General features: G+C 46.8%; 16 protein-coding genes and 1 pseudogene. 10 read left to right on the top strand and 7 right to left on the bottom strand.

Annotated elements, in window-relative coordinates:
- Positions 1-35: 35 nt before the first annotated feature.
- Positions 36-1,204 (top strand): annotated as a pseudogene (locus ACO6V5_RS24225) (IS3 family transposase).
- Positions 1,205-1,464: 260 nt separating this feature from the next.
- Here the strand turns inward: ACO6V5_RS24225 and ACO6V5_RS24220 are convergent.
- The gene (locus tag ACO6V5_RS24220; RefSeq protein ID WP_422412031.1) at positions 1,465-4,422 is read right to left on the bottom strand and encodes a hypothetical protein; all 2,958 of its coding nucleotides are present in this window, start codon (positions 4,420-4,422) and stop codon (positions 1,465-1,467) included.
- Between the two features lie 283 nt (positions 4,423-4,705).
- On the bottom strand, positions 4,706-5,350 hold the full coding sequence (locus ACO6V5_RS24215; protein ID WP_422412029.1) for a WD40 repeat domain-containing protein: 645 nt from the start codon (positions 5,348-5,350) through the stop codon (positions 4,706-4,708).
- 488 nt (positions 5,351-5,838) lie between these two features.
- Between ACO6V5_RS24215 and ACO6V5_RS24210 the strand changes: the two genes are divergently transcribed.
- Complete coding sequence (locus ACO6V5_RS24210) at positions 5,839-6,966, top strand: linear amide C-N hydrolase (RefSeq protein ID WP_422135185.1); 1,128 nt, start codon at positions 5,839-5,841, stop codon at positions 6,964-6,966.
- A 90-nt stretch (positions 6,967-7,056) separates the two neighbouring features.
- Here ACO6V5_RS24210 and ACO6V5_RS24205 read toward each other — a convergent pair whose 3' ends face one another.
- Entirely contained in the window at positions 7,057-7,731 is a 675-nt protein-coding gene (locus tag ACO6V5_RS24205; protein WP_422412027.1) for a class I SAM-dependent methyltransferase, read from the bottom strand.
- A gap of 392 nt (positions 7,732-8,123) precedes the next feature.
- On the opposite strand from ACO6V5_RS24205, the gene ACO6V5_RS24200 reads away from it, so the two are divergent.
- A complete protein-coding gene (locus ACO6V5_RS24200) occupies positions 8,124-8,882 on the top strand; it encodes an SDR family oxidoreductase (RefSeq protein ID WP_422412033.1) in 759 nt (252 codons plus the stop codon).
- Positions 8,883-9,293: 411 nt separating this feature from the next.
- Here ACO6V5_RS24200 and ACO6V5_RS24195 read toward each other — a convergent pair whose 3' ends face one another.
- Positions 9,294-9,422 carry a hypothetical protein gene (locus tag ACO6V5_RS24195; RefSeq protein ID WP_422442506.1) on the bottom strand — a complete coding sequence of 43 codons (129 nt, stop codon included), beginning with the start codon at positions 9,420-9,422 and terminating at the stop codon, positions 9,294-9,296.
- A gap of 526 nt (positions 9,423-9,948) precedes the next feature.
- Between ACO6V5_RS24195 and ACO6V5_RS24190 the strand changes: the two genes are divergently transcribed.
- Together ACO6V5_RS24190 and ACO6V5_RS24185 are read left to right on the top strand one after the other, a co-directional pair.
- Positions 9,949-11,970 (top strand): protein-disulfide reductase DsbD family protein, encoded by a 2,022-nt coding sequence (locus ACO6V5_RS24190; RefSeq protein ID WP_422412025.1) that lies wholly within the window; start codon positions 9,949-9,951, stop codon positions 11,968-11,970.
- Positions 11,971-12,228: 258 nt separating this feature from the next.
- Complete coding sequence (locus ACO6V5_RS24185) at positions 12,229-12,948, top strand: DsbA family protein (protein ID WP_422135189.1); 720 nt, start codon at positions 12,229-12,231, stop codon at positions 12,946-12,948.
- Positions 12,949-13,054: 106 nt separating this feature from the next.
- Here ACO6V5_RS24185 and ACO6V5_RS24180 read toward each other — a convergent pair whose 3' ends face one another.
- Both ACO6V5_RS24180 and ACO6V5_RS24175 read right to left on the bottom strand, forming a co-directional pair.
- A complete protein-coding gene (locus ACO6V5_RS24180) occupies positions 13,055-13,480 on the bottom strand; it encodes a hypothetical protein (RefSeq protein ID WP_422135190.1) in 426 nt (141 codons plus the stop codon).
- A 270-nt stretch (positions 13,481-13,750) separates the two neighbouring features.
- Positions 13,751-15,463, bottom strand: a complete 1,713-nt coding sequence (locus tag ACO6V5_RS24175) for an AMP-binding protein (protein WP_422412022.1) — start codon at positions 15,461-15,463, stop codon at positions 13,751-13,753.
- Between the two features lie 380 nt (positions 15,464-15,843).
- On the opposite strand from ACO6V5_RS24175, the gene ACO6V5_RS24170 reads away from it, so the two are divergent.
- The 4 genes from ACO6V5_RS24170 (at position 15,844) to ACO6V5_RS24155 (ending at position 21,515) form a co-directional block, all read left to right on the top strand.
- Positions 15,844-17,604: a hypothetical protein gene (locus tag ACO6V5_RS24170; RefSeq protein WP_422412020.1), complete on the top strand. Its 1,761-nt coding sequence runs from the start codon at positions 15,844-15,846 to the stop codon at positions 17,602-17,604.
- A gap of 169 nt (positions 17,605-17,773) precedes the next feature.
- On the top strand, positions 17,774-18,949 hold the full coding sequence (locus tag ACO6V5_RS24165; RefSeq protein WP_422412018.1) for a hypothetical protein: 1,176 nt from the start codon (positions 17,774-17,776) through the stop codon (positions 18,947-18,949).
- Between the two features lie 314 nt (positions 18,950-19,263).
- On the top strand, positions 19,264-20,256 hold the full coding sequence (locus tag ACO6V5_RS24160; RefSeq protein ID WP_422135194.1) for a hypothetical protein: 993 nt from the start codon (positions 19,264-19,266) through the stop codon (positions 20,254-20,256).
- 278 nt (positions 20,257-20,534) lie between these two features.
- The gene (locus ACO6V5_RS24155; protein ID WP_422135195.1) at positions 20,535-21,515 is read left to right on the top strand and encodes a hypothetical protein; all 981 of its coding nucleotides are present in this window, start codon (positions 20,535-20,537) and stop codon (positions 21,513-21,515) included.
- A 22-nt stretch (positions 21,516-21,537) separates the two neighbouring features.
- Here ACO6V5_RS24155 and ACO6V5_RS24150 read toward each other — a convergent pair whose 3' ends face one another.
- Positions 21,538-21,840 (bottom strand): GIY-YIG nuclease family protein, encoded by a 303-nt coding sequence (locus ACO6V5_RS24150; RefSeq protein ID WP_422135196.1) that lies wholly within the window; start codon positions 21,838-21,840, stop codon positions 21,538-21,540.
- A 425-nt stretch (positions 21,841-22,265) separates the two neighbouring features.
- Between ACO6V5_RS24150 and pgtP the strand changes: the two genes are divergently transcribed.
- Positions 22,266-23,621 carry a phosphoglycerate transporter protein PgtP gene (gene pgtP, locus ACO6V5_RS24145; protein ID WP_422135197.1) on the top strand — a complete coding sequence of 452 codons (1,356 nt, stop codon included), beginning with the start codon at positions 22,266-22,268 and terminating at the stop codon, positions 23,619-23,621.
- Positions 23,622-23,658 lie beyond the last annotated feature (37 nt).

The following is a 23,658-nucleotide window of genomic DNA, read 5'->3' as shown; positions in this document are numbered from 1 at the left end:
TAAGCACAATAGTGCAACCAGTAACGAGGTTCATAATGGCAACGCGAAAACATTATTCTCAGGAATTCAAACTCAAAGCTGTAAAACTGGTTACTGAACAAGCTCAGTCGCCTACAGCAGTCGCCAGAAGTCTAGGAATTTGTGCGACTAACCTCCGTCGTTGGGTTCGACTCAGTGAAGAGAAGAAAGAGCTGGCTTTCCCCGGCAAAGGCCATCAGGCCCTGACGACTGAACAGCAGAGAATCAAAGGGCTTGAAGCTGAAAACAAACAGCTGAAAATGGAACAGGAAATCTTAAAAAAAGCCATGGCCTTCTTTGCGAAAGACCAGCTGTAAGATACGCCTTCATACAGCGGGAGAGGAAGGCCTATCCTGTCGTAACGCTATGCAAAGCACTAAAAGTTAGTCGCAGTAGCTTCTACGAATAGAATAAACAACAGGCAAAAAATCAACAGATTGACCCGGAGATGTTTCGCCTGGAGGCAGATGCCCGAGAGATTTTTGCTCAATCAGGTGACCCTTATGGAAGTCGTCGAATGGCGAAAGCCCTGCGTTCAAAAGGTTACAGCATAGGGCGTTATCAGGCCAAAACCCTGATGCAACGGCTTGGCCTGCGGGTTCGGGCGGTCAAAAAATTCAAGGTGACAACCAACAGCAAACACAAACTGCCAGTGGCGGCAAACCTTTTGAATCGTGAGTTTTCAGTTTCAGCACCCGACAGAGTATGCGTAGCTGATATCAGCTACCTCTGGACTCGTGAAGGCTGGGTTTATCTGGCGGCTGTCGTTGATCTGTTTTCGCGGAAAGTCGTCGGTTGGTCGATGAGTAACCGTATGACGACAGAGCTGCCCCTGGAAACTTTGAGAATGGCTTACTGGGGCAGAAAGCCTGGAGATGGTGTGATGCACCATTCAGATCGTGGCAGCCAGTACGCGTCTCTGGAGTATCAGAATCAACTCAGGGAGTATGGGATGGTCTGTAGTATGAGTCGCAAGGGTAATTGCTGGGATAACTCTGTGATGGAGCAGTTCTTTGGCAGCCTGAAAAGGGAAAGAACGGATCATTATATTTATGATACTCGGGCAGAAGTAGAGGCACATGTTATTGATTACATTTTGTTCTACAACAATAACAGATTGCATTCCTATCTGGACTATATGAGTCCAGTAGACTTCGAGAAGCAAAAATTGAAAAAAGCAGCTTAATCAGGTGTCCGTTTTTACTTGACCACTACAAAGCAGTGAGGCTTAACTGCACCTGCCAAAAACGCTCAAGGCTGGCTTGAGCGTTTTTTGTTGGCCTAATGTCTGTTCAGTTATACGACCAACCCATCTCAGTTGTCTGGTGCGACACTCTGAGGAATGCCTTCACTTGATTTTCACTCACCCATTCTACAAACCAGTTAGTCAGGTTTGCCATATATCCCAGCGCTTTCTGCTCTGCCCCGCGATCCGGACTCCCGGCATCAGACAGGCCTAACCCGAGACTTTTGAACAAGATTCAAACGCTTCTGCCGCTCAACACGGTCCAGCTCCAGCTGATACTGCTGCTTCCTGAGCCTGCGATTAACCAGAAAAGTCGCCAACCAGACAGCCGGGTTTAAGGAAGTTCGCTTCTTCAATTGAACAAAAGGTGACTGCAGTTGCAATTCTGAACTTTTTCGGTCAATGGGCAGAGTTACCTTTACAGCCACCTCTTTTTTGCCGAGGAAAAAGCCCATCCACCAGGACAGCTTTTTCATCAAACTCCGAGGAGCAATACGCATTTCAAAATCAGCGACTCTTTTTCCTTTTTCTGTCCGGAACCTTGGATTAATCACTCCGATGCACTCGTCCAGGTCTTTGAACTTTAAACCTTCTGGTGGTTTTTCTACGGCTGGTTTAACTGAGGCCCGGGACAGGGGCCGATTGGTCGCTGCGTTTGCCACTTCGGACGGCTTGACTTCTTCGGGTAACGATGAAGAGGATGGAGTAACTGCCTGGGTTTTTCGAGAATTCACCAGGATTGACTTAAGCCTTTCCGGCTCAGCGACGGAAGCATTCACCGTTACATTCCGGGGAGACTCAGGATTTACCGCCGCTGTGCCTGTTGAAGTGGGTAAGACAGGTTCAGACTCTGAGATCTCAGCATTCGGGGTTGTATTCTCTGCTGGCTCAGTCTCTGGAACAGGGGTCGCCACTTCCGAACTCTGAGTGCCCTCTTGCTCCGGCAGTGGGGAAGTCCGTGGTATTGGTAGCTCTTGTCCAGAGAATGGCAAGACCAGATGTTCCAGTTTTTCAGGTGCAAAAACAGCACTGTCAGCAAAAACACCTTCCTCACAAAGCTTCCAGACCTTCTGCTGAGACTCTTTGGTTAAACCTGCCGATGCCAGTGCTGACGCCATAGCCCCGGCATCAACATTCGCCGAGAGAAGTTCTCCGGTTTTCTCGACAAACGTCTGCCTGTGCTGCTGATACGGGCTGGCTTCCTCTCCTGAGAAAGCCACCTCTCCCTCGCGGGTCAGGCAGGCAACCTTCCCCAGATCAATCTCTAAATAATCGGAGGTTTGAGTCCCACCCGAGTGCTTCTTTTTCTCCACCTCCCTGTAAATGGGCAGAACGACTTTTTTCAGCGTTTTCGAGTCCACTGGAAACTTCAGCTGCAACAGTTCCTTCACCAGAGGTCCAAAGGGTGGCTGAATTTTGATCGATGCACCTCTAACGATGACCGGTACCGACTTTTTCTCTCCCGTCACTTCATTCTGAAGAGTGATATGGCTGGCCATTTCCGGAATAGTCAGCTCCGCAGCACCGGATGGACTGAAAGAAAAATCAGACGCGTTGACCTTAAGCTGGCTCAATTCAACAGAACTGGTATCCGATACGGGAATCTTCATTCCCGGAATAGCAATATGCTTTTGTCTGCCTGTCTGGCTGCCATTAGCCACAGCTGCCAGCCCGTAGACCAGATCGATCATCCCCCGGTTCATATCAAATGACGAGTCAATATTCTTTGATCGTTGTTGCTGTACGCTTCTTAACTGTTTGCTGTGGGTTAACTCACGGATTTTGACTTCTCTCAGTTCCGCTACCGCTTTCAGAGCTTTGGTCGCTTGAATACTCAATTCTTGACAGTAGTCTTTTGCTTCACCTCCAGGCAGGCTTTTTATATCTTCCAGCAGTTGATGAAGATCGTCTTTGCGCTCTTTTTCTTCTTTGCCCAAACTTTCGCAAACCACTTCCAACCCTTTATGCTTCCATTGCTTCTCAACGTGCAGTGCAACAAGAGGAAGCTCGGGGCTTCCCGACATGAACGGGATCATCAAATCAAGCAGCGAGTGAGCAAACGAAGCGTCTTGCAGCGCCAGGGTTTGTCCATCTTTTTTTTCTAACTGAAGGCTTTTAATCGACACTTCAGCCATATCAGCCACATTGGCAGGCTTCAGCTCGTTGCTCATGGCATTAATATATATGGGAGCTTTCAGGATGTTCTCGGTCAACACCTTGCGCAAGTGTTCACTGATCGGTGGCTTCAGTTTGATACTGATTCCTCCGGACAAAGTCATTGGTTCAACCTCGCCACTGGCCCCCATTGACGATAAGTCTGCCCTGATATCGGCAATATCCAATATCAGCTCTTGCGTGGGAGACATATAACACTGCTCAATAAAGACACCGATGTTTTGTACCTTCAGCTCAGCACCGGAGGACAGTGTGGTCGACAGGTTCCCCAGGTTGAGGTGATAAACCTTGCCAGCAGGCAGTCCTTTTTTGGACTTCCCAAAGACCTCTTGAAGCCCATGTATCAGTTTAAGTCCGGGACCCATTTGCTTTTCGATCAACTTCAGGAAGTCCTGTGTCTCTTTCCTGATCGCCGTATCCCAAACTTTCAGGAGAGGCTTCGTCTCCTCTATCTCATTTAAGTTTCGCTCTAGCCTGCTCAGCTGAGCTCTTAATTCAAAAAGCCTTTTTTGGAGTTTTGAAAATTTATCCTGCTTTTTAGTTTCCAGACGGGGAAGCTTTTTTCTCAATCCCTTCAGCTCAGTCTGAATGGATTTCATCTCATACTGTAATTTCTTCAGTTTCTTTTTGTTCTCGTTGGCAAACTGTTCATTTCTCTTTAAATTATCATCGGCCCTGTTGCCAGTCTTACCGACTCCGGCTCGGATAGACTTCATCGCTAACTTGGAAAATCCTGTCAGGAGGGTGGCCCAGAAGCCTCCCTCCACATTCTCAATGACAACATCCCGTTTGTGGATAGGCACATATTGGAGGTGCAGACCTGCTTCCCCCTGCAATAGCGAGTCGGTGGTTTCGTCAACAGAGACATCCCGAGGCCCCATTTTAGCCTTGGTTGGTTGAGTATAAGGTAGCGATTGACTTTGAACTGTTTGTTGCCTGCCCCCGGGGCCATTAACAGGTAGATTGGAGCCACCAGTTGCCATATCATCATCCATGCTCAGAGAGTTTTTTTTTATATCGCCACTTTGCCACTGAGCTTGAAACAGACCATCTCGCCACGACTTTGATGAATTAGCCGTGACCCACCAACAGAGTCTCTGGAGCACAAACAGTTAAGAGCAGGTAATTGCGGCAGGTTCCGGGAGTTTGTCAGTGGCGTCAAAGTACCAGGGTACATCACTGCCCACTCGGCGGGTTGCGTTAATTAAGGTGAGTTGTCAAGAACTGTTGCCTGACACCATGAGTGAGCGCAGGCAATCAATCATTTCACTTCAGTTCAGTGACTTGCCTCGTTCCATTCTCACTGCTGGTCACCAGGCGGAAGCCATCGTCGATGAAGTCTACGAAATTGACCGGCCCATCATGTTGAACGGTGGTTTTTTCTACCCATGATCCGTCGACCATCTTGTCACAGACTTTTGCCGTGTGATCGTCACTGGCAGTCACCACATGCATTTCATCAGCGCTGAAGGTTGCTAATGTAATCGGCCCGTCATGGGAAATGGCAGTTTTGGTTACCCATGCTCCGTCGACCCCCAGGTCATGAATTCCCGCCATGTGATCGTCGCTGACGGTGACCACATGGAGCTTATCGCCGCTTAAGGTGGCTGAGTTGATATGACCTTTAGAGGCAATGCTAGCCTCTTTTGCAAATGACCCATCGGCCTTCCGATTGTAGATATTCGCTATGCCATCGGTATTGATGGTCACCACACGGCGGTCACTGGCTCTGTCACCCTGAAGCTGGGAGCCTGCCTGTTGTAAACCTTGATGACTTAAAAGTTCACCCTGGTCAGCTTTAGTAATAACCCATCCGAAACCAGCACCTGTTTGTTTGCTCTGTGGCTGAACAGGTTTTGTCAAGTCTGGGGTTGAAACCCCAACAGCGGCGGGTGTATTTACGTTATTCATATAAAGTTCCTTTCATTAAGTTAGTTTTATCGTTGATTGCAAGGATATTGATTTGAAGATCATCCAACATTGATGTCCTTCGGTAACTCAGAGTTGCCGTCAGGATAAAAGTTCATAACATTGATGTAAGCGCAACTAACAAGAAGACAGGACGCTGATGATCTGCTTAAAAAACGTGAGTTCGACGCAAAAAAAAGACAAGGAAACCCATTTGATTAAACTATCTTTTATAAGTACTCAGCCATACGGAATCGAATATTTCTGGCTTATTGGGTAGGTGCTCTGCAAGACGCAACGACGGGAACATAGCAAGCTATGTGACCAGAGTTGCAACGCATCACGACTGCATGGATGCAGGAGCTAGAGCAACGCAGGAGCAGTTGCCGCGAGTGCCTGAACAATGAGTCAGAAAATATGATTTCGTATGGTTGAGTACTTAAGACGCTATACTTCGATCGCGCCTTACTCATCACAAAGAGCGCTTTTTTATGAACACTACTTCATTAAAAGTATCGGTCATCGCAGCCTTTCTTCTCAGCGCCATGGCTCTTGCCGCCGTTGTTCAGATCCCAATCGCTCTGGCCTGTACGGGCATTACACTGGTTTCAGAGGACGATGCGGTCATCCAGGCTCGCACTGAAGAGTGGGGATCCTTTGATCTGGAATCAAAAATTATGGTGATACCACGAGACACCGCCTTCACGGGTCTCACGCCTGATGGCAAACCGGGCTTAAAGTGGAAAGCCAAATACGGTGTTGTCGGCATCAATGGCCTGAATAAACCAGCGCTTATTGATGGAATGAACGAAAAAGGGTTAGCCGTTTCAGTGCTTTACTTGCCAGGCACTGCCGAGTTTCCACCCTATGACCCGGCCAAAGCAGCAAACACAATTGGCCCTCAAGACATCAGCAACTGGGTACTTTCTACCCAGTCGACAATAAAAGATATAAAGCAAAATCTTCCAAAAATAGATGTAGCCCCCGTCAAGGAAAAAGGCTTAGGCAATATCGTGCCTCCGATCCATTTCATGATCACAGATCGCTCAGGAGCATCAATCGTGGTGGAGTACACCCATGGCGGCCAGCTGAATATTTATGACAACCCCGTCGGCGTGTTAACTAACAATCCTGAATTTCCCTGGCATCTGCAAAACCTGAAAAACTACATCGGCCTTACCGCTAAAGCCAAACCAGACATTAAAGTAGGCGATCTGGAGTTAACGCCACACGGTGCTGGTTCGGGCATGATTGGCCTGCCTGGCGATTACTCACCCGTATCTCGATTTGTTCGCGCAGCGGCACTTCGAAACACAGCACGCCCCGTCGAAAATGGCTATGCCGCCGCAATGGAATCACTGCGCATCCTGAACAACTTTGATATTCCTTCTGGTGCAGTATTCGCCAGAGATGAACTCCCCAAAGACGACACACTGGGCTCCACTCAGTGGACGACGGCTATGGATACCAAAGACCTGAAATACTATTACAAAACCATGTTTAACAGCCGTATTCGGGAGATTGATTTCGCATCGGTAGACTTTGATAAACCCGGGATTCGTTATCGCGATTTAGATCTGAAAAAACAGCAGGATTTGAAGGTCGTCGATATTAAATAGTCCCTGTGACACAGGAATCATCAACCCCCATCTGGCCAGTGAGTATTTTCATTGAGCTATAATTCTGTTTCTGCACTTACTGGCTACTGGCTACTGGCTACTGGCTACAAAACGAGCGACACAACCGGTCACCAGAATGTCCACATCGGTGAATCTTGAGCGCAATTCCTGCTCCAACCCATCCAGATAATCTTTCTGATTGCTGAAGATCCCTTTTCGGTTATAAAGGCCCATAAGAGCTTTTGCCACCAGAGTACGAGGTACATTAAGAATGGTGGAGCCAAACAGTTTTCCCCCTTCATTCAGCAAGGGCTTAACGTGATCGAACACGACAGCTTTGCTATGGATGCTGCCTGGCAGGCAGTGCAGTAAATAGTTCATGCTGATAGAGTTGAAGGCATTGACCGGCAAGGAGGTAAACGGTTTGAAAACGTTATGCACCAGGGTAATGGGTTGATAACGGTTTACTCGCTGCCCGGCATACTCAAGTGTGTTTACGTTCAGGTCTAGCAATGTCAACGATGGATGATCGGTTGGGAACTGGCAGCGGTCAGGGAAATAACCGGTGCCAACCCCTATATCCAGATGCTGGTCGCTGACGTGCTGATTAAACCAGTCCAGGATTATAGGTGTCGGACACTGCCAGATAAAACGGTTGGAAATGCCCAGCACGGCAATATCATAGATATTGAGAACCCGCTTTGAATAAACGGCCTGACCCCTGTGAACTTGTTCTTCCGTTATCTTACCGCCTGGTAAAGTCATAGTAGAGTACCCCACCGAAGGAAAACAGTGAGTACCTAACCAGTTGGTTTCGCATATTCTGGACGGCGGCTTTTTCCACCCTTCTGCGTTCCAACTCTGGTTGCGTAGCTACGGCTACGCGCCCGTCGTTGCGCCTTGAAGGATGAAAAAATCCACTCGCCAGAATATGCGAAACCAACTGGCCAGGTACTTATCTGACTTACTATAGAAAAGATCAGAGTTCGCAACAGTAATGCCCAACAATCTGACTCTGTCCGCACTCGAAAGCATATTTTCATGCACAGGAAGTCAGTCAGCAGCCTCACTGAGACTAAAAAAATAATAGCTCTGAGAATCTGACATAATAAGGAAAGAGAAAAGACCCACTCTGACCAGGAGTCCCCCCCTTGAGCTTGAAAACTGTGTTTATCACCGGAGCCACTTCCGGTTTTGGTGAAGCCTGTGCCCGTCGTTTTGCCAGTGAACAAGGCTGGCAGCTGGTAATTACCGGCAGAAGAAAGGAACGTCTGGAAGCACTGGCCAGAGAACTCTCGGCATCCTGTCCTGTTCACTGCCTTGTTTTTGATATAAGAGATGAAGATGCCATTCAGGATGCGCTGAGCAGCCTCCCGGAAGCTTTTTCAGACATTCATACTCTGATCAACAATGCCGGTCTGGCTCTGGGCACTAAACCGGCTGACCAGTGTGATACACAACAGTGGATAAACATGATCGACACCAACATTAAAGGGCTGGTTCTGATCACTCATGCGCTTTTACCGGCCCTGAAGAAAAACAACAGTGGCAGTATTATTAACCTGGGATCAGTTGCCGGTAATTATCCTTACCCTGGTGGCAATGTTTATGGCGGCACCAAAGCATTTGTAAAACAGTTTTCCCTGAATCTTCGTTCTGACCTTCTGGGGAATGGCATCAGAGTGACCAATATCGAACCCGGAATGGCTGAAACTGAATTTTCGCTCGTGCGTTTCGAGGGTGATCAATCAAAAGCCGATGCAGTGTATAAAGGTATGAAGCCTCTTTCAGCAGAAGATATCGCAGAGAGCATCTACTGGGTCGCAAGCAGACCAGCCCATGTCAATATTAACGCCATGGAAATCATGCCCGTTCAGCAGGCTTTTGCAGCTTTTGATGTGGATCGCAATCAATGATATCTCTGTCTGGAGCTTGCTCTCAGCAGGCTCCTGCTTTAAACACACGCTCTCAAAAAACAACTGTTGAAGCAGGTTATACACAAAATTTTGTAGCCTTATAAACAACAATTAACGTATAAATACGGCTTTCAAAAGGCCCAATATATTCAAGAGACTCTCGTCTGATTATTTTTCAACCAATGCATAAACGCCTTGTAATTTCAGGCACCTCATGAGTTATCCACAAGTAATTCAGTGTGTTAATCAGTTATTTTGTTGAAAACACACCTCAACCCTTTCTACCATTGAGTGCCAGCTACACATCGACCCCAGCGAATGGGTGCATTTCTCCAAACAGCCAACCGGACTCAAAAAATTGACCGCAACGGAGTATTTCTGACTACTGGATACATTGTCAGCCTCCCAAAGCTAAAGAGGGTGTTGCAAAACTCCAACAGCTCGTTCCCATGCTCTGAGGTCGTCATTCCCGCGAAGGCGGGAATCCAGCGCCAACTGTGGATCTCTGCCTTCTCGGGGATGACAAGGCCAGGGGGGCACCGGGCAATATGGTTCTGGTGGTGAGTCAGTGTGGATTCCCGCCTTCGCGGGAATGACGAGAATGAGCGGGAATGACGGGAGTCAACTCGTTCCCATGCTGGAGTGAGTTTTGCGACAGCCTCAGAGCGTGGGAACGGGTTGAAAATATCAAAGAAAAATCATTTTTCCTGAATCCAGGTACTGAAGTCCAGCGTATCATTCACAGGATCAATAGAGAACGGTCACTGACCGGCCACATTTACCCTGACAATGTTTTTTCAGGCAAAGTTTCGCCAATGTCGAGATAGACTCATGCTTTTTTGCGCTGTGCAGTCTTTGACAATAATCGACTTTTTAAGGTCTGCCTGAATTTATCGGGATATACATGAAGATACGATCACTTAATCTGCATTCTCAGATAAGCTGCACTGCAACAGTTTCAAAAAACAGCAGACAGAATACCCTGCTAGTGCTATTCAGCTTATGTCTGGTATTCCTTCTTTTATCGCTCAATCGACCTGCACATGCTCTTTCAACTGAATGGTTAGTGAACCCTCAGCAGCCTGAGGCCAGGGTCAGGCTACACTTTTCTGGTGAAGCAGACCCGACCACCCGTCAACTTTATGCGGCACTGGAAGTCCAATTATCAGGTGACTGGAAGACTTACTGGCGATCACCCGGTGAGGCTGGTATTCCACCTGAAATCGACTGGCGTATAGAACAGCCACAAGGCAGCAGTAATATAGAAACGGTTGAGTGGCTCTGGCCCGCTCCAGAGCGTATAGAAATGCTGGGACTGCATACCCTTGGCTATAAAAATGGTACGGTTTTTCCTCTTCTGATTCAGGTTAAAGATTTGAATCAGCCGGTCTCCATCGATGCCAAACTGAGGTTGTCTTCCTGCACCACGGTATGCGTACTGACAGATTACGAGATTCAACTGGATTTCACACCCTCTGATCTGAAAGCAGACCCGCAAGCGTCATTCCTGATTGATAAAGCCCTTTCCCGGGTTCCGACGACTATGCCGGACTCAGGGCTGAGCGTGGAATCTGTTGTATGGAACAAGGAAAACAACAAGGTTGTTGCCACTGCCCACTCTGAGACTGGCTGGGAAAAGGCCGTTGACGTCATCATCGATGGTCAGGAAGAGATTACCTTCGGACTGCCGGAATTTACCATTGAGGGCAACCAGCTTCAGGCCGTCATGAATGCATCAAGCTGGCTGGGTGAATACAACCTGTCAGATGAACCTGTCACCGTTACCCTTCTTAATGGCGACAATGGCCTTGAAAAAACCCTGTCCGTCAAGGAAGTCGCTGCCAGTTCACTGCCAGCAGACACCCGTTCAGCAAGCCTGATGGTGTTACTGGGTCTGGCACTTCTGGGCGGCCTTATCCTCAACCTGATGCCCTGCGTTCTGCCCGTCCTCGGTATGAAGCTTTCTTCCGTACTCCATGCTTCAGGCCAGGAAGCCAAAGTCACCCGCAAGCAGTTTCTGAGCTCTGCGGCAGGCATTGTTTTCTCCTTCTGGTTACTGGCGACGTTTCTCTGGATACTCAAGCTGACCGGCAACAGTATTGGTTGGGGCATCCAGTTTCAAAGCCCCTGGTTTATCGGTTTCATGGTGGCGGTAACTGCCCTTTTTGCTGCAAACCTGATAGGCCTGTTTGAAATCCATCTGCCCTCATTCCTGTCGACCAGGCTGGCTACAGCAGGTGATAACAGTACAGCAGGCCACTTTGTTCAGGGTATGTTCGCAACGCTTCTGGCAACGCCCTGTTCAGCGCCATTTCTGGGAACCGCCGTCGCCTTTGCCCTGTCCACCAACAGCTTCAACCTGTTTGCCATATTCACGGCTTTAGGCATAGGTCTTGCCCTTCCGTATCTGCTGATTGCAGCCAGACCCTCTCTTTTGAAGTGGATGCCAAAACCCGGTCAGTGGATGATCAACCTTCGTCGTTTACTGGCACTGATGCTGCTGGTGACTTCGTTGTGGCTAACCAGCCTGCTTCAGGCATTCCTGCCAGTCTATCTGCTTCTGATGATTGCCCTGATTCCTACTGTACTGGTCCTGCATCGCCTGTTGATCAGCTTGATGCCTCAAGCTGGAAAAAGACTATTGCTACTGCCCTCACTGTTCCTGTCAATGGCGATAGTGCTCTTCGGAGCTTGGTCGACCGGTTTGTTCAGTCCGGAACAATCGACATCAGACAATCTGATCTGGAACCCCCTGAATGAGCAGGAAATTGCCAGCTCGGTGGCTGAAGGCAAAGTCGTCTTTGTCGATGTCACAGCTGACTGGTGTATCACTTGTAAAGCAAACAAGATCAGGGTCATCGACAGGGATCCAACCAACAGTCGCCTGCAAAAAAACTCTATGATAACTATGAAAGGAGACTGGACCCGGCCTTCAGAAGAAATTAATGCCTACCTTCAGAAGAACGGGCGATTTGGTGTACCTTTCAATATCGTCTATGGTCCGGGTGCTCCTGAAGGAATACCACTGCCGGTTATTCTCGACCATGACAGTGTTGCAGCGGCTATTGAGAAGGCATCGTCCAGGTAAACCCGGGAAATCAGCCCGAAAAGCTTCTCATAGAATCATAATGGAATGCTTTTTCGCTGTTTACCGACCAACCTGAGCCCTGAAGTTTCACCAACAGATGGGCTCCATAGCCAGACAGCCTGGCCTATAAGTCTTTGCCATTGCCATTTAATCATGACAAAGTGGCAGTCAAAGCTATTTCGCCCCTGAAGTGAATCTCACTCCCATGAGCTTCAGCAACAACTCAGGGAAACAAATACTGACTCAAAGATGAGCACGATGAAAAAAACTTTTATTCTCGCCACTACCCTATTGATGGGCTCGCTCAACATTCAGGCACAGTCTCTGGATGATCAGCAGAAGCAGGAAGTCAGAGAGCTGGTTCGTAAAACACTGGTAGAAAACCCTGACATCCTGGTTGAAGCTATGAACGAACTGAGAAAGCGAGAAATAGCTGCCCAGCAAAGTGCCGAAACGCAGATGCTGGAAGACCGTCAAAAGCAGCTATTCGAAAACCCTGAGAACCCCATTATGGGCAACCCTGAAGCCAAGGTAACTATTGCCTACTTTGGTGATTACAACTGTGGTTTCTGCAAGCGTCAGGATCCTATCCTGAAGAAAATTGTTGAAGAGAACCCTGATGTAAAAATTGTTGTCAAGGAACTCCCCGTTCTTGGCCCGGAATCTCGTGAAGCTGCGGAAATGGCTCTGGCCACCTTCAAGCTGGACAAGGATAAATACCTGTCTGTTAACCAGCGTCTGATGTCCAGACCCGGCAGACACACCAGCAGCTCCATTAAAGCGGCGCTGAAAGCAGAGGGAGTAGACTCCGACAAACTGAAAGTAGACGAGTCTGTAACTCAGCAGCTTGACGAGAACCTGCGTCTGGCACAGGAGCTTGGCATTCGCGGAACACCTGCACTGGTATTCCCCGATGAAGTGTTGAGAGGCTACACCGAAGAAGGCGTACTGAAAGAAAAAATCAAGCAGCGTCTCTGACCTGCAATTCAACTAATAAAAAACCGGAATCATCCGGTTTTTTATTTGACTTGCTGCCTATTACATTTCTCAGGCCATTTAGTAATAACTTTTGCGCTGATGAGTATTAAAGCTCAGCCACAATACAGTCTTTACGTTCTTTTCCTGTCTTTGACAGATATTCAGTAAACTCCGATGGAATACGACCCATGGTAGCGCCTTCCCAGTTAACCACAGAGCCGTCTTCTTTTTCGTATTGAAATTGATAGCGCTGTCTTGGCTTTCCTTTTCTGGTTTTCTCTACAACAGTAGAAGCCATCAGATCTTCAATGGTCAGACCTTTCTCCTGCATCTGACCAAGAATGCTTTCAACAGCTTCTCTTTTGCGACCTTGTTGTTCCTTCTGCTCATTGTGCTCACGCACTTTTTCTGCATGGATCGCTTCTACACGTCTGATAACGTTTTCTATATCTTCAACATGCATGCCCTGAAACAGTTTACGTAACTGTACTTTTGATTTCAGGATATTCAGGGACTCTTCAAAAATATTCATTATAGAACCAGGGTGGGCAATATTTGGAAAGCATCAAAAGTACCATTGCACTGACTAACTGTAAACAGTGTCGTACATAAATTATGATGCAAAACTAAATAACGACTAACGAATTAAGAAAAAAATAATCATTTCTTTTTCAATAGCCAATCCTACGAACAGTCTAATTAAATCATACGACTGGCTGTCATCGTTTTTATTACCAGATAGTGGCATAGACTCATTACGAGTCTATGCCATGCTCCATAAAACAGATCGCTGCAATTATAATCAGGCTGTTTCCAGCTTCTTCAGTTCCTGCGCACGGAGATCTTTTCTTAAAACCTTACCGACGGGGGTCATCGGAAGCTCTACCCTGAACTCCACCTGTCTGGGCACTTTGTAAGCCGTCATATTTTTACGACAGTAATCCTTCAACTCCTGCTCGGTAATACTGTCATCCTGTGGAATAACAAACAGTTTTACTGCCTCTCCTGTTTTTTCATCAGGTACTCCGATCACCGCACAGTTTTGCACTTTTTCATGCCTGGCCACGACATCCTCAATCTCGTTAGGATAGACATTAAAACCGGATACCAGCACCATATCTTTCAGACGGTCTACGATACGTATATAACCGTCTTCACCAATAATGGCTACATCACCCGTACGGAACCAGCCTTCGTTGTCCAGCACTTCGGCAGTCGCTTCAGGGCGTTGCCAATAACCTGCCATGACCTGGGGACCTTTTGCACAGAGTTCGCCGCGTTCACCGAATGGTAACTCGTTGCCTTCATCATCAATGACTTTCAGAGCAGTACCCGGTAGGGCAATACCCACTGTGCCATCCTGAACAAAGTCACCCGCAGGGTTGGCGGTCAAAATAGGAGAGGTTTCGGACAAACCATAGCCTTCACCAATTCGGCAGCCAGTCAGTTCGAGCCAGCGATCTGCTGTCGCCTGCTGAAGCGCTGTCCCCCCCGAATTGGTCACCCTCAGGTCAGAGAAGTCAATGTTCTTGAACTCGGGATGATTCATCAGGCCGACAAACAGAGTGTTGAGGCCAATGAATGCATTGATACGCCATGGCTTGATGGTTTTGATAAAGGTATCAATATCCCTGGGGTTAGCAATCAGGATACTGTGCCCTCCCAGAGAGAAGTATGACAACAAGTGAACCGAGAAGGCATAGATGTGATAAAGAGGCAATGGCGCTACCACAGTATCACCTTCAGGATTGCAAACCGGACTACCATCAGCATTCACCTGTCTTCTCAACTCAACTGTCTGGAGAACATTGCCGACCAGATTGGCATGAGTCAACATCGCACCCTTGGCGACACCGGTAGTCCCCCCAGTGTACTGCAGAGCAGCCAGATCTTCTCTTTGTGCTGGCTTGGGTGGCTTATAGGTTCCCTTGCTACCCAGTGCCAGGGCCTTCCTGAAAGTTATGGCCGTTGGAAGGCTGTAAGACGGCACCATTTTCTTGACGTGCTTAACGGCAAAGTTGATTAAGGAGCGTTTCGGCCAGGGCAACAGATCCGCCAGATCAGTCACAATCAGGTGCTCAACACCAGTCTCCGATAAGACTTCTTCGACCAGATGTCCAACGATATTGACGCAGACCAGTGCTTTCACACCTGCGTCATTGAACTGATGTTTAATCTCTCTGGCAGTATAGAGAGGATTCGTATTAACAATGACCAAACCCGCTTTGATGGCACCAAAGGCCACCACTGGATACTGCAAAATGTTAGGCATTTGCAGAGCAATGCGATCGCCGGGCTGCAATCCGGTGTGCTGCTGAAGGTAGGCTGCAAACTGATCGCTCAGGCGATCCACCTCATTAAAGCTGAGCGTTAATCCCAGTCCTGTGAAGGCGGGCTTGTCTCCATGTCTATCGACAGCATCTGCAATCACTTCCCCAAGATTAGAGAAAGCTCCGAGGTCAATATGATCAGAAATACCGGGTGCGCGTTTGCCATCCCAAAAAGCTACTTCCATGGAGAGCTCCTCGTCTTATTGTTGTGAATGTCGTCCGGGCTGCCACCGGTTACATATACATACAGATTGTTCAAACCTTAATCGGGTGCGCATTATACTCGCTTCACCGTCAGTCTTGAATTATTTTTGTAAGATTTTGTTAATTGGCGGGAAGTTTTCAGCATCAGAAAACTGCTGTTTTTATCGGGTAAAGTTAAGGCAGCAGCAGGCTTCAGAGGTATTGCCGTCTCATGAAAAGTGGACGTAACGTTACACTGTGGTTTCTATTTTCTGCCCGTTAAGCCCGGATATTTGCAGGCAAAGTTAAAAATCTCCGGGCTTTCGAAAGATGCACTGGCCTGTCTGCTACTTTAACACTGACATCTTGTCAGAGATCAATTATGCAATTTGTCTTAATCGTATTCTTGTTGTTATCCCATTTGCCCCTGACCTGCCATGCTAGTCGCCAAGTCTACCAGAGCACCTGGTGGATTGACGAGTTATATTCCCGCGACGAAAATAAGAGCGTATCGGTAAAGTTAAACTCACATATGTATTTTGTCTGTCCCAATATTGCCACCGTGGTAAAGATGCGTACTTCCATCAGACAAACCTCCAGCATGTATGAAAATATATGGTTGACGGATAACAAGACCTACTATGAGAATTGTGAGATACCGAAAATCACCTCAGATGAAACATCTGTCCATCTATGTCGCGATCCCCTTCGCCTGGGCTTTCTGAGTATACTGTTTCTTGAGCATGCTGCCGGAAGGGACGACAGAACGTTTAAAGGCGGGCAACATTACTACTTTATGTCCACGTCAACCGGTTTTAAGGACTCACTTGAGAGTAAAAAAGACGGACATTGTCGAACACACAACATGCGCCTCAAGGTTTATATCTGTAAAAATTATAATGAAACGGACCCCAGCTGCAGTTATCCGGACCCTCAGTTAAACTGGTATAGTGCAACGGGTGCTTTTCTTTCTGCTCCCATAAAGACACCTTTAACAAATCCTGTAACGACAGCTGTCCCTGCAACTGCCACTGACAACGGTACCGCAATAATTAACACAACCGCTAATGGAACGGTCCCTGTCACTATGGCTGACAACGACACTGCAATAGTTGTGACAACCGCCACTGGAATGGCTCCTGTTACTATCGCCGACAACGAGACAGCAATCGTTATGACAACCGCTCCCGGAACGGCTCCCGTCACTATGGCCGACAACGAGACAGCAATCGTTATGACAACCGCTCCCGGAACGACTCCGGTGACTATGGCCGACAACGAAACAGCAATTGTTATGACAACCGCTTCAGGAACGGCTCCCGTCACTATGGCCGACAACGAAACAGCAATCGTTATGACAACCGCTCCCGGAACAGCTCCCGTCACTATGGCCGACAACGAAACAGCAATCGTTATGACAACCGCTCCCGGAACGACTCACGTCACTATGGCCGACAACGAGACAGCAATCGTTATGACAACCGCTTCCGAAACGGCTCCGGTGACTATGGCCGACAACGAGACAGCAATCGTTATGACAACCGCTTCCGGAACGGCTCCCGTCTCTGCCACTGACAAGAGTACCGCTACAGTTATGACAACCGCTTCGGGAACGGCTCCCGTCACTACCACTGACAAGAGTACTGCAATAGTTACGGCAACCGCTTCGGGAACGGCTCCTGTCACTATGACTGTCAACAATACTCAAACCGATTCCGAAACAACTACAACCAGATATGAACATTCACAGGCACAGCCCATTCGTTTAGTTTGGATGATGGGCTACAACCAGACCCGAACTGCAAATATCTTTGAAGAAGAGCATTATCCGGTGATTGCAAAGTGTAAAGAGCCCAGCACCAGGATCAATCTGCTGAACGACAAAGGAACCATTGTCAATAGCTGGCTATGCCAGAAAGTCGGTGAGCGCCTGACGATACTTAAACCCAAATACCGGTATGGCGACGTTTATCTATTTGAGGCTTCACCGGAATATCGCCGTATACTGGCACCGAAATCGAAGCTGTCTGTCAATGTGGTTAGCTCCAGAGATTATCATAACAATAACGCAGACACCTTTTATAACCCACAGGTATTGGCGCTTTTGATCTCTGTGTATCTTATTATTACAAGCGCACTCTGACAGGGTTAAGAACCAGATGATTTAAGCGGATTAGCAAGAACCAGGCACAACTTCTTTGTTTCAACAAATGATGAGTAAACTCTATGAATGTCTTTTTATTGTCTTATTTACTGAAAATCTGCAGAGTTGTCTGCTATTTCTTAATCTGAATTTGTACTAGAGAACAATTATGCAACTGGTCTTATTCGGGTTCATCTTGTTGTTATGTCTATTTCAGACATGTGATGCCGGTGATACCTACACAAGCGCTCTATGGGTGAAAGATTTATATTCACACGCAGAGAACAAAACCGTAGGCGTACGGTTAAACGGAAAAATATACTTTATTTGCCCCAACCTTCCCACTGTGACAAGGCAACGCAGATTTGATAAACAAATCTCAGATATGAATGAAAATCTATGGTTAGTAAGAAACGAAACCTTCTACGAAAACTGTGAGATACCGGAAAATCCCTCAAGCAGGGTTTACCATTTTGTTTGCAATGATGCCAATAAACTGTTTTTTGTAAATCTACAGTTTCTTGAATTCTCTGCCGGTAGAGACGATATGACTTTTGAAGGGGGGAAATATTACTATGCATTGTCCACATCAGATGGCGACCTGAGTTCACTTAACAACCGAAAAGGCGGTCATTGTCGGACACACAACATGCGCGTCAAGTTTTATGTCTGTAAAAGGAATAACGACCCTCATCCGCTGTGCAAAAACATAGACCCTAAGTTAAACATTATTCCTCCAAGTGATCCTGCTACGAATTCTCATTCCATATACAGTTTTATAAATCCTGTAATTCCCGCTGTTCCTGCTATTACTACTGATCCCTATGACGATGCTAATACCAAAACTGCTATGAAAGTGACTACTGAAGCGGATATTACAAAGGCTACTGAAGCAGTTACGACAGAGTCTAACGAAGCAGCTCCCATCGGGGATAATGATTCACTGGATGACCCCATTGAGTTAATATGGGAGATCGGCCACAACCAGACCCAAACAACAACTATCTCTAAAGAAGAGCATTACCCCGTGGTTGCATTGTGTCATGAACCCAACATCAAGATCAGCCTGCTAAATGATAAAAACAAAATTCTCGATAGCTGGTTATGTAACAAAACAGATCAGCGTCTGACGATACTTAAATACGAAAACCGCAATGATGCGTTTTATTTATTTGAAGCATCGCCCGATTACAGCCTTAAACAGCTATGGAAATCAAAGCTGTCTGTTAATGTGCGTACTATAAGGCATCAAACAATCAATAACAATAACGCAAACGCTCTCTATGACTCATCGGCATTAGCGCTTCTTATTTCAATGTATCTTATCGCTGCAAACCGATTCTGAAAGGTTTAAGAACCTTTCCATAGATTTTTCTGAAGCATACGGATACATCTGCTACTTTTATCCTGACTAGTTGTTGGGAAAAAAGTATGCGAGTTATCTTATTTGGTTTTCTGTTGTTATTCCTGTTGTTATTCCATCTGTTTCAGACCTGCAATGCTCGTGATATCTACCAGAGCCTCTGGTGGTGGGACGAATTATTTTCTGATGCTGAGAACAAGAGCATAACAGTAAAGTTAAACTCACAGATATATTTTATTTGTCCCAATTTCCCCACCGTAATAAAGCTACGGGGCCACGATAGACAAACTTCAACCATGTATGAAAATATATGGTTAACGGACAATGAAACCCACTATGAGAACTGTGAGATACCTGAAGATCTTCCCTCAACTAAAAAGAATCACTTTATTTGCGACGATCCCGTTGAGCTGGATTTCCTAAGTCTACTGTTTCTTGAACATGCGGCAGGGCCGAACGACAGAACCTTTAAAGGCGGGAAACATTACTATTTATTGTCCACATCAAACGGGACTGAGTCATCAGTTAACAACAGAAAAGGCGGACATTGTCTAACCCATAACATGCGCCTCAAGATTTATGTCTGTAAAAAAAAGCTTATCAATGAAACAAATCCCGAATGCAGAGGCATTACAGATCCTCAGCCAAACTTTTACAGTCCAACGGATGCTTTTATTTATGCTCCTTTGAAAAGCCCTTTAACCACCCCTTTAACAAATCCTGTAACAAACCCTGTAACGACGACTTTGCACATCATTATTAACGACACAGATTCCGATATTGATGATGAAACTGAAACAATGGTGCCAAAAACCACTGGTGTGGCTCCTGTCATTATGACTGATACAGAAACGGTGATAGCAAAGGCCACTGCCGACTATGATGGTCATTCACTGTCGCGGCGCTTTCAGTTAATTTGGCAAATGGGCTATAACCAAACCCGAACTGCACAGCTCTTTGAAGAAAAGAGTTACCCAGTGGTTGCACTTTGTAAAGAGCCCAACATCAGCATCAGCCTGGTGAACAATAAAGGAGCGATTGTCGATAGCTGGTTATGTCAGAAGGTCGGCGAGCGTCTGACGATACTTAAACCCGAATACTACAATGGCGACATTTATCTATTTGAGGCATCACCCGAATATAGCCATACCCGGGTATGGAAATCAAAACTGTCTGTTAATGTGGCTAGCTTCAGACATCACATGACCAATGAAGAAAACCCTCTCTACCACTCACCAACATTGGCGCTTTTGATCTCAATGTACTTTATTGTGACAAACGCATTCTGACCAGATAAAGGTGTGCATATAGGGCTACTACTTTTATTCTAACTTTACATTAGAGAAATATAATGCAAGTTTTCTTATTTTCGCTCCTGTTGTTATTCCATCTCTTGCAGACATCTGATGCTCGTGATGTTTACACAAGTGTATTGTGGGAATATGATTTATATTCCAAAGCTGAGAACAAAACCATAGGGGTAAGGCTAAACTCGCAGATACAGTTTCTTTGCCCCAACCTTCCTACTGTAGCAAGGGTACGCAGCCACGATAGGCAAACCTCAGACATGAAAGAAAATATATGGCTCACGAACAACGAGACCTACTATGAAAACTGTGAGATACCGGAAGATTTTCCCATTACCCGGCAAGATTTATTTATTTGCGACGACCCTACTCGCCTGATTCACCTTAGTTTACTGTTTCTTGAAAATGCTGCCGGAATGAACGACAAAACCTTTGAAGGTGGGAAATATTACTATCTATTCTCCACTTCAGATGGCCGTGCGAGTACACTCTATAACAGAAAAGGTGGGCATTGTCTGACACACAACATGCGCATCAAGATTTATGTCTGTAAAGCAAAGGGTGACACCAGCCCGCTCTGCAAAAAAACAAACCCTCAGTTAAACTGGCTTCCAGGAACTTACCCTTTTACTCCTGCTCCTATAACAAACCGTGTAAAAGCTCGTTTAACAAATCCTTTAACGACAACTATTCCTGCCATTACTGATCATACTGATACTGGAAACAATACCGAGACGGTCATGACTAATACGACTGAAAAAGCGGCTGCTGTTATTACTGACATCTATACCGATGCGGTAACAACAAAGGCCACTGAAACGGTACCCACTGACTATGATGTTACACAGGCAGACTCCGTTCAGTTAATGTGGGAAATGGGCTTTAACCAGACCCAGACTGAAACTCTCTTTGAAGAGGAGAATTACCCGGTGGTTGCACTGTGTAAAGAACCCAACACAAAAATCAGTCTTCTGAACGACAAAGGAAACATTGTCGATAGCTGGTTATGTCAGAAAGTCGGTGAGCGCCTGACGATACTGAAACCCGAATACCAAAATGGCGACGTTTATCGATTTGAGGCATCACCGGAGTACAGTCCTGCGCGGTTATGGAAATCAAAACTGTCTATCAATGTGGGTAGCTTTAAGTATGAATACATCAGTAAGGCAAGCTCACTTTATGACTTACCGGCATTGACGCTTTTGATGTCGATGTATTTTATTGGTTTAGGCGCATTCTGACAGGGTGAGAAATTTCTGCGGATCAAAGCCTTGTTTCGACCGGAAGGACTTCAGCATAGTTGGAAGCAATGTTTTGCTTTTCTTTCAGCAGAGCCTCCTTCTGAGTGCGAGTCATTTTTTTAATGGCGGCTTCCCGCCTGCCTGCGGTTGAACGGTTATGACCTGCTTCCAGATACATCAGGGCAGCAGGTTTTTTACCATTAAAAAATCGGGCGCCGCCTTTCTTTTTGCCTGAGTGTTCTTTCCAGCGCCGCTCGACATTGGTGGTAATGCCGGTATACAGACTGTTGTTGCTTGCCAGAATGATATAAACGAACCAGTTCATGAAACCTGCACAAAAAAGATAAACAACAGCAGTTTACCGCACTGGGCAGGTTAGCACTATAAAACAAAACGAAAGTTCTATTTAAAGAACATCATTGTGATATTAAGTTTTTTTTGGCTTTCGACTTGCTAAATCACAAATCTGAACTGGAATTAACAGTTGCTACCCTCCCACAGGAACATCTTTGCACAGAGTTTGTGGGACTTAATAAAGCGGCTTTTGTTTTTTGATACCGGTGAGTCTAACCATCGTTTTGCCAGTTACCTGTAAAAATGATGCTCACTGAAATGAGAGCAAAGCTGTTCGATCATTCAGCCGTGAACCCAATTGCCGGCCAAAGGAATGTTTGCCGAAGCTCTTGGCCGCCCGAACGAGCTCTTGTTCGGGACAAATGGCTATAACGAATAAATTCGGGAGTACTTCCTATGTTGAGCTTTCTCAGTCCTCCTGCTCATCAAGAGCAGATTGCGTCCAAAGAAGTTGATGAAACTTATAAAAAACTTCGTATACAGGTTTTGTTAGGCATCATTGTTGGCTATGCCGCTTATTACCTGATTCGCAAAAATTTCTCTCTGGCCATGCCCGACCTGATTGAGCAGGGTTTTACCAAGTCCGAACTGGGTCTGGCTCTCTCAGCGGTCTCTTTTGCCTACGGCTTCAGCAAGTTTCTTATGGGCAACCTCTCTGATCGCAGTGACGCTCGGAAATTCATGAGTATTGGCCTGATTCTCTCGGCCCTGACCATGATATTTATGGGAACCGTTCCTTTTGCCACCACCACAGTCACTTCCATGTTTGCCCTGCTGTTTCTCAATGGCTGGTTTCAGGGTATGGGCTATCCGGCTGGCAGCAGAGTCATGACACACTGGTTCTCTGTGAGAGAGAGGGGCGTTAAATGGGCTTACTGGAATACTTCTCACAACCTGGGAGCCGGTCTGGTAGGTCCCATGGCTATTTTTGCGGTCTATCTGTTTGGTGACTGGCAATCACAGCTCTGGTTCCACGGAGTCGTAGCCCTCGTCCTGGCCGGTATCACCTGGACCTTATTAAGAGATACTCCCCAGTCCTGTGGCCTGCCCAGTATCGAAGCATGGACTGGTGACAAGCTTAAATCCTATGACGAGCACCACCATGAGCAGGAGATGTCGGCCAAAGATATCTTTTTCAAATATGTATTTAACAATAAATTGCTCTGGTATCTCTCGCTGGCTAATGTCTTCGTTTATCTGGTTCGTTACGGAGTACTGGATTGGGCGCCAACTTACCTGAAAGAAGTGAAAGGTTTCTCAATGGCTCAGAGCGGTCTGGCCTATTTCCTCTATGAGTTTGCCGGCATTCCCGGCATCCTGCTCTGTGGCTGGGCCAGTGACCGTTTCTTCAGAGGCTGTCGTGCCCCTGTCAGTATGTGGATGATGGCACTGGTCTGTGTTGCCATTGTCATTTACTGGCAGAACCCGGCTGGACACCCGATGATTGATAACCTCTGCCTGATATTTGTGGGCTTCCTGATCTATGGCCCCGTTGTGCTGGTAGGTCTCCAGGCCGCTGATTCAGCCCCCAAGAAGGCAACCGGAACCGCCACTGGCCTGACCGGCCTGTTTGGTTATCTCGGTGGCGCTCTCTTTGCCAACCTGGCTATGGGAGTTATTGTTGATGCGATGGGCTGGAGTGGTGGCTTTATGCTGATTCTGGCTGCCTGCGTCATGGCGATTCTGTTTCTGGCAATGACTCTGAAGCAGGAAAAAGAAGACAAAGCCGAACTCTTCAGTCAGTACAAATGATACAACTTCTACCCGGCAGTCATTTCTGCCGGGTAAC

The organism is Endozoicomonas sp. ALD068, assembly GCF_049310145.1.
GTDB lineage: Bacteria > Pseudomonadota > Gammaproteobacteria > Pseudomonadales > Endozoicomonadaceae > Endozoicomonas_A.
The sequence above is the reverse complement of the archived record's forward strand: the minus strand, read 5'-3'. Positions and strand labels throughout refer to the sequence as shown.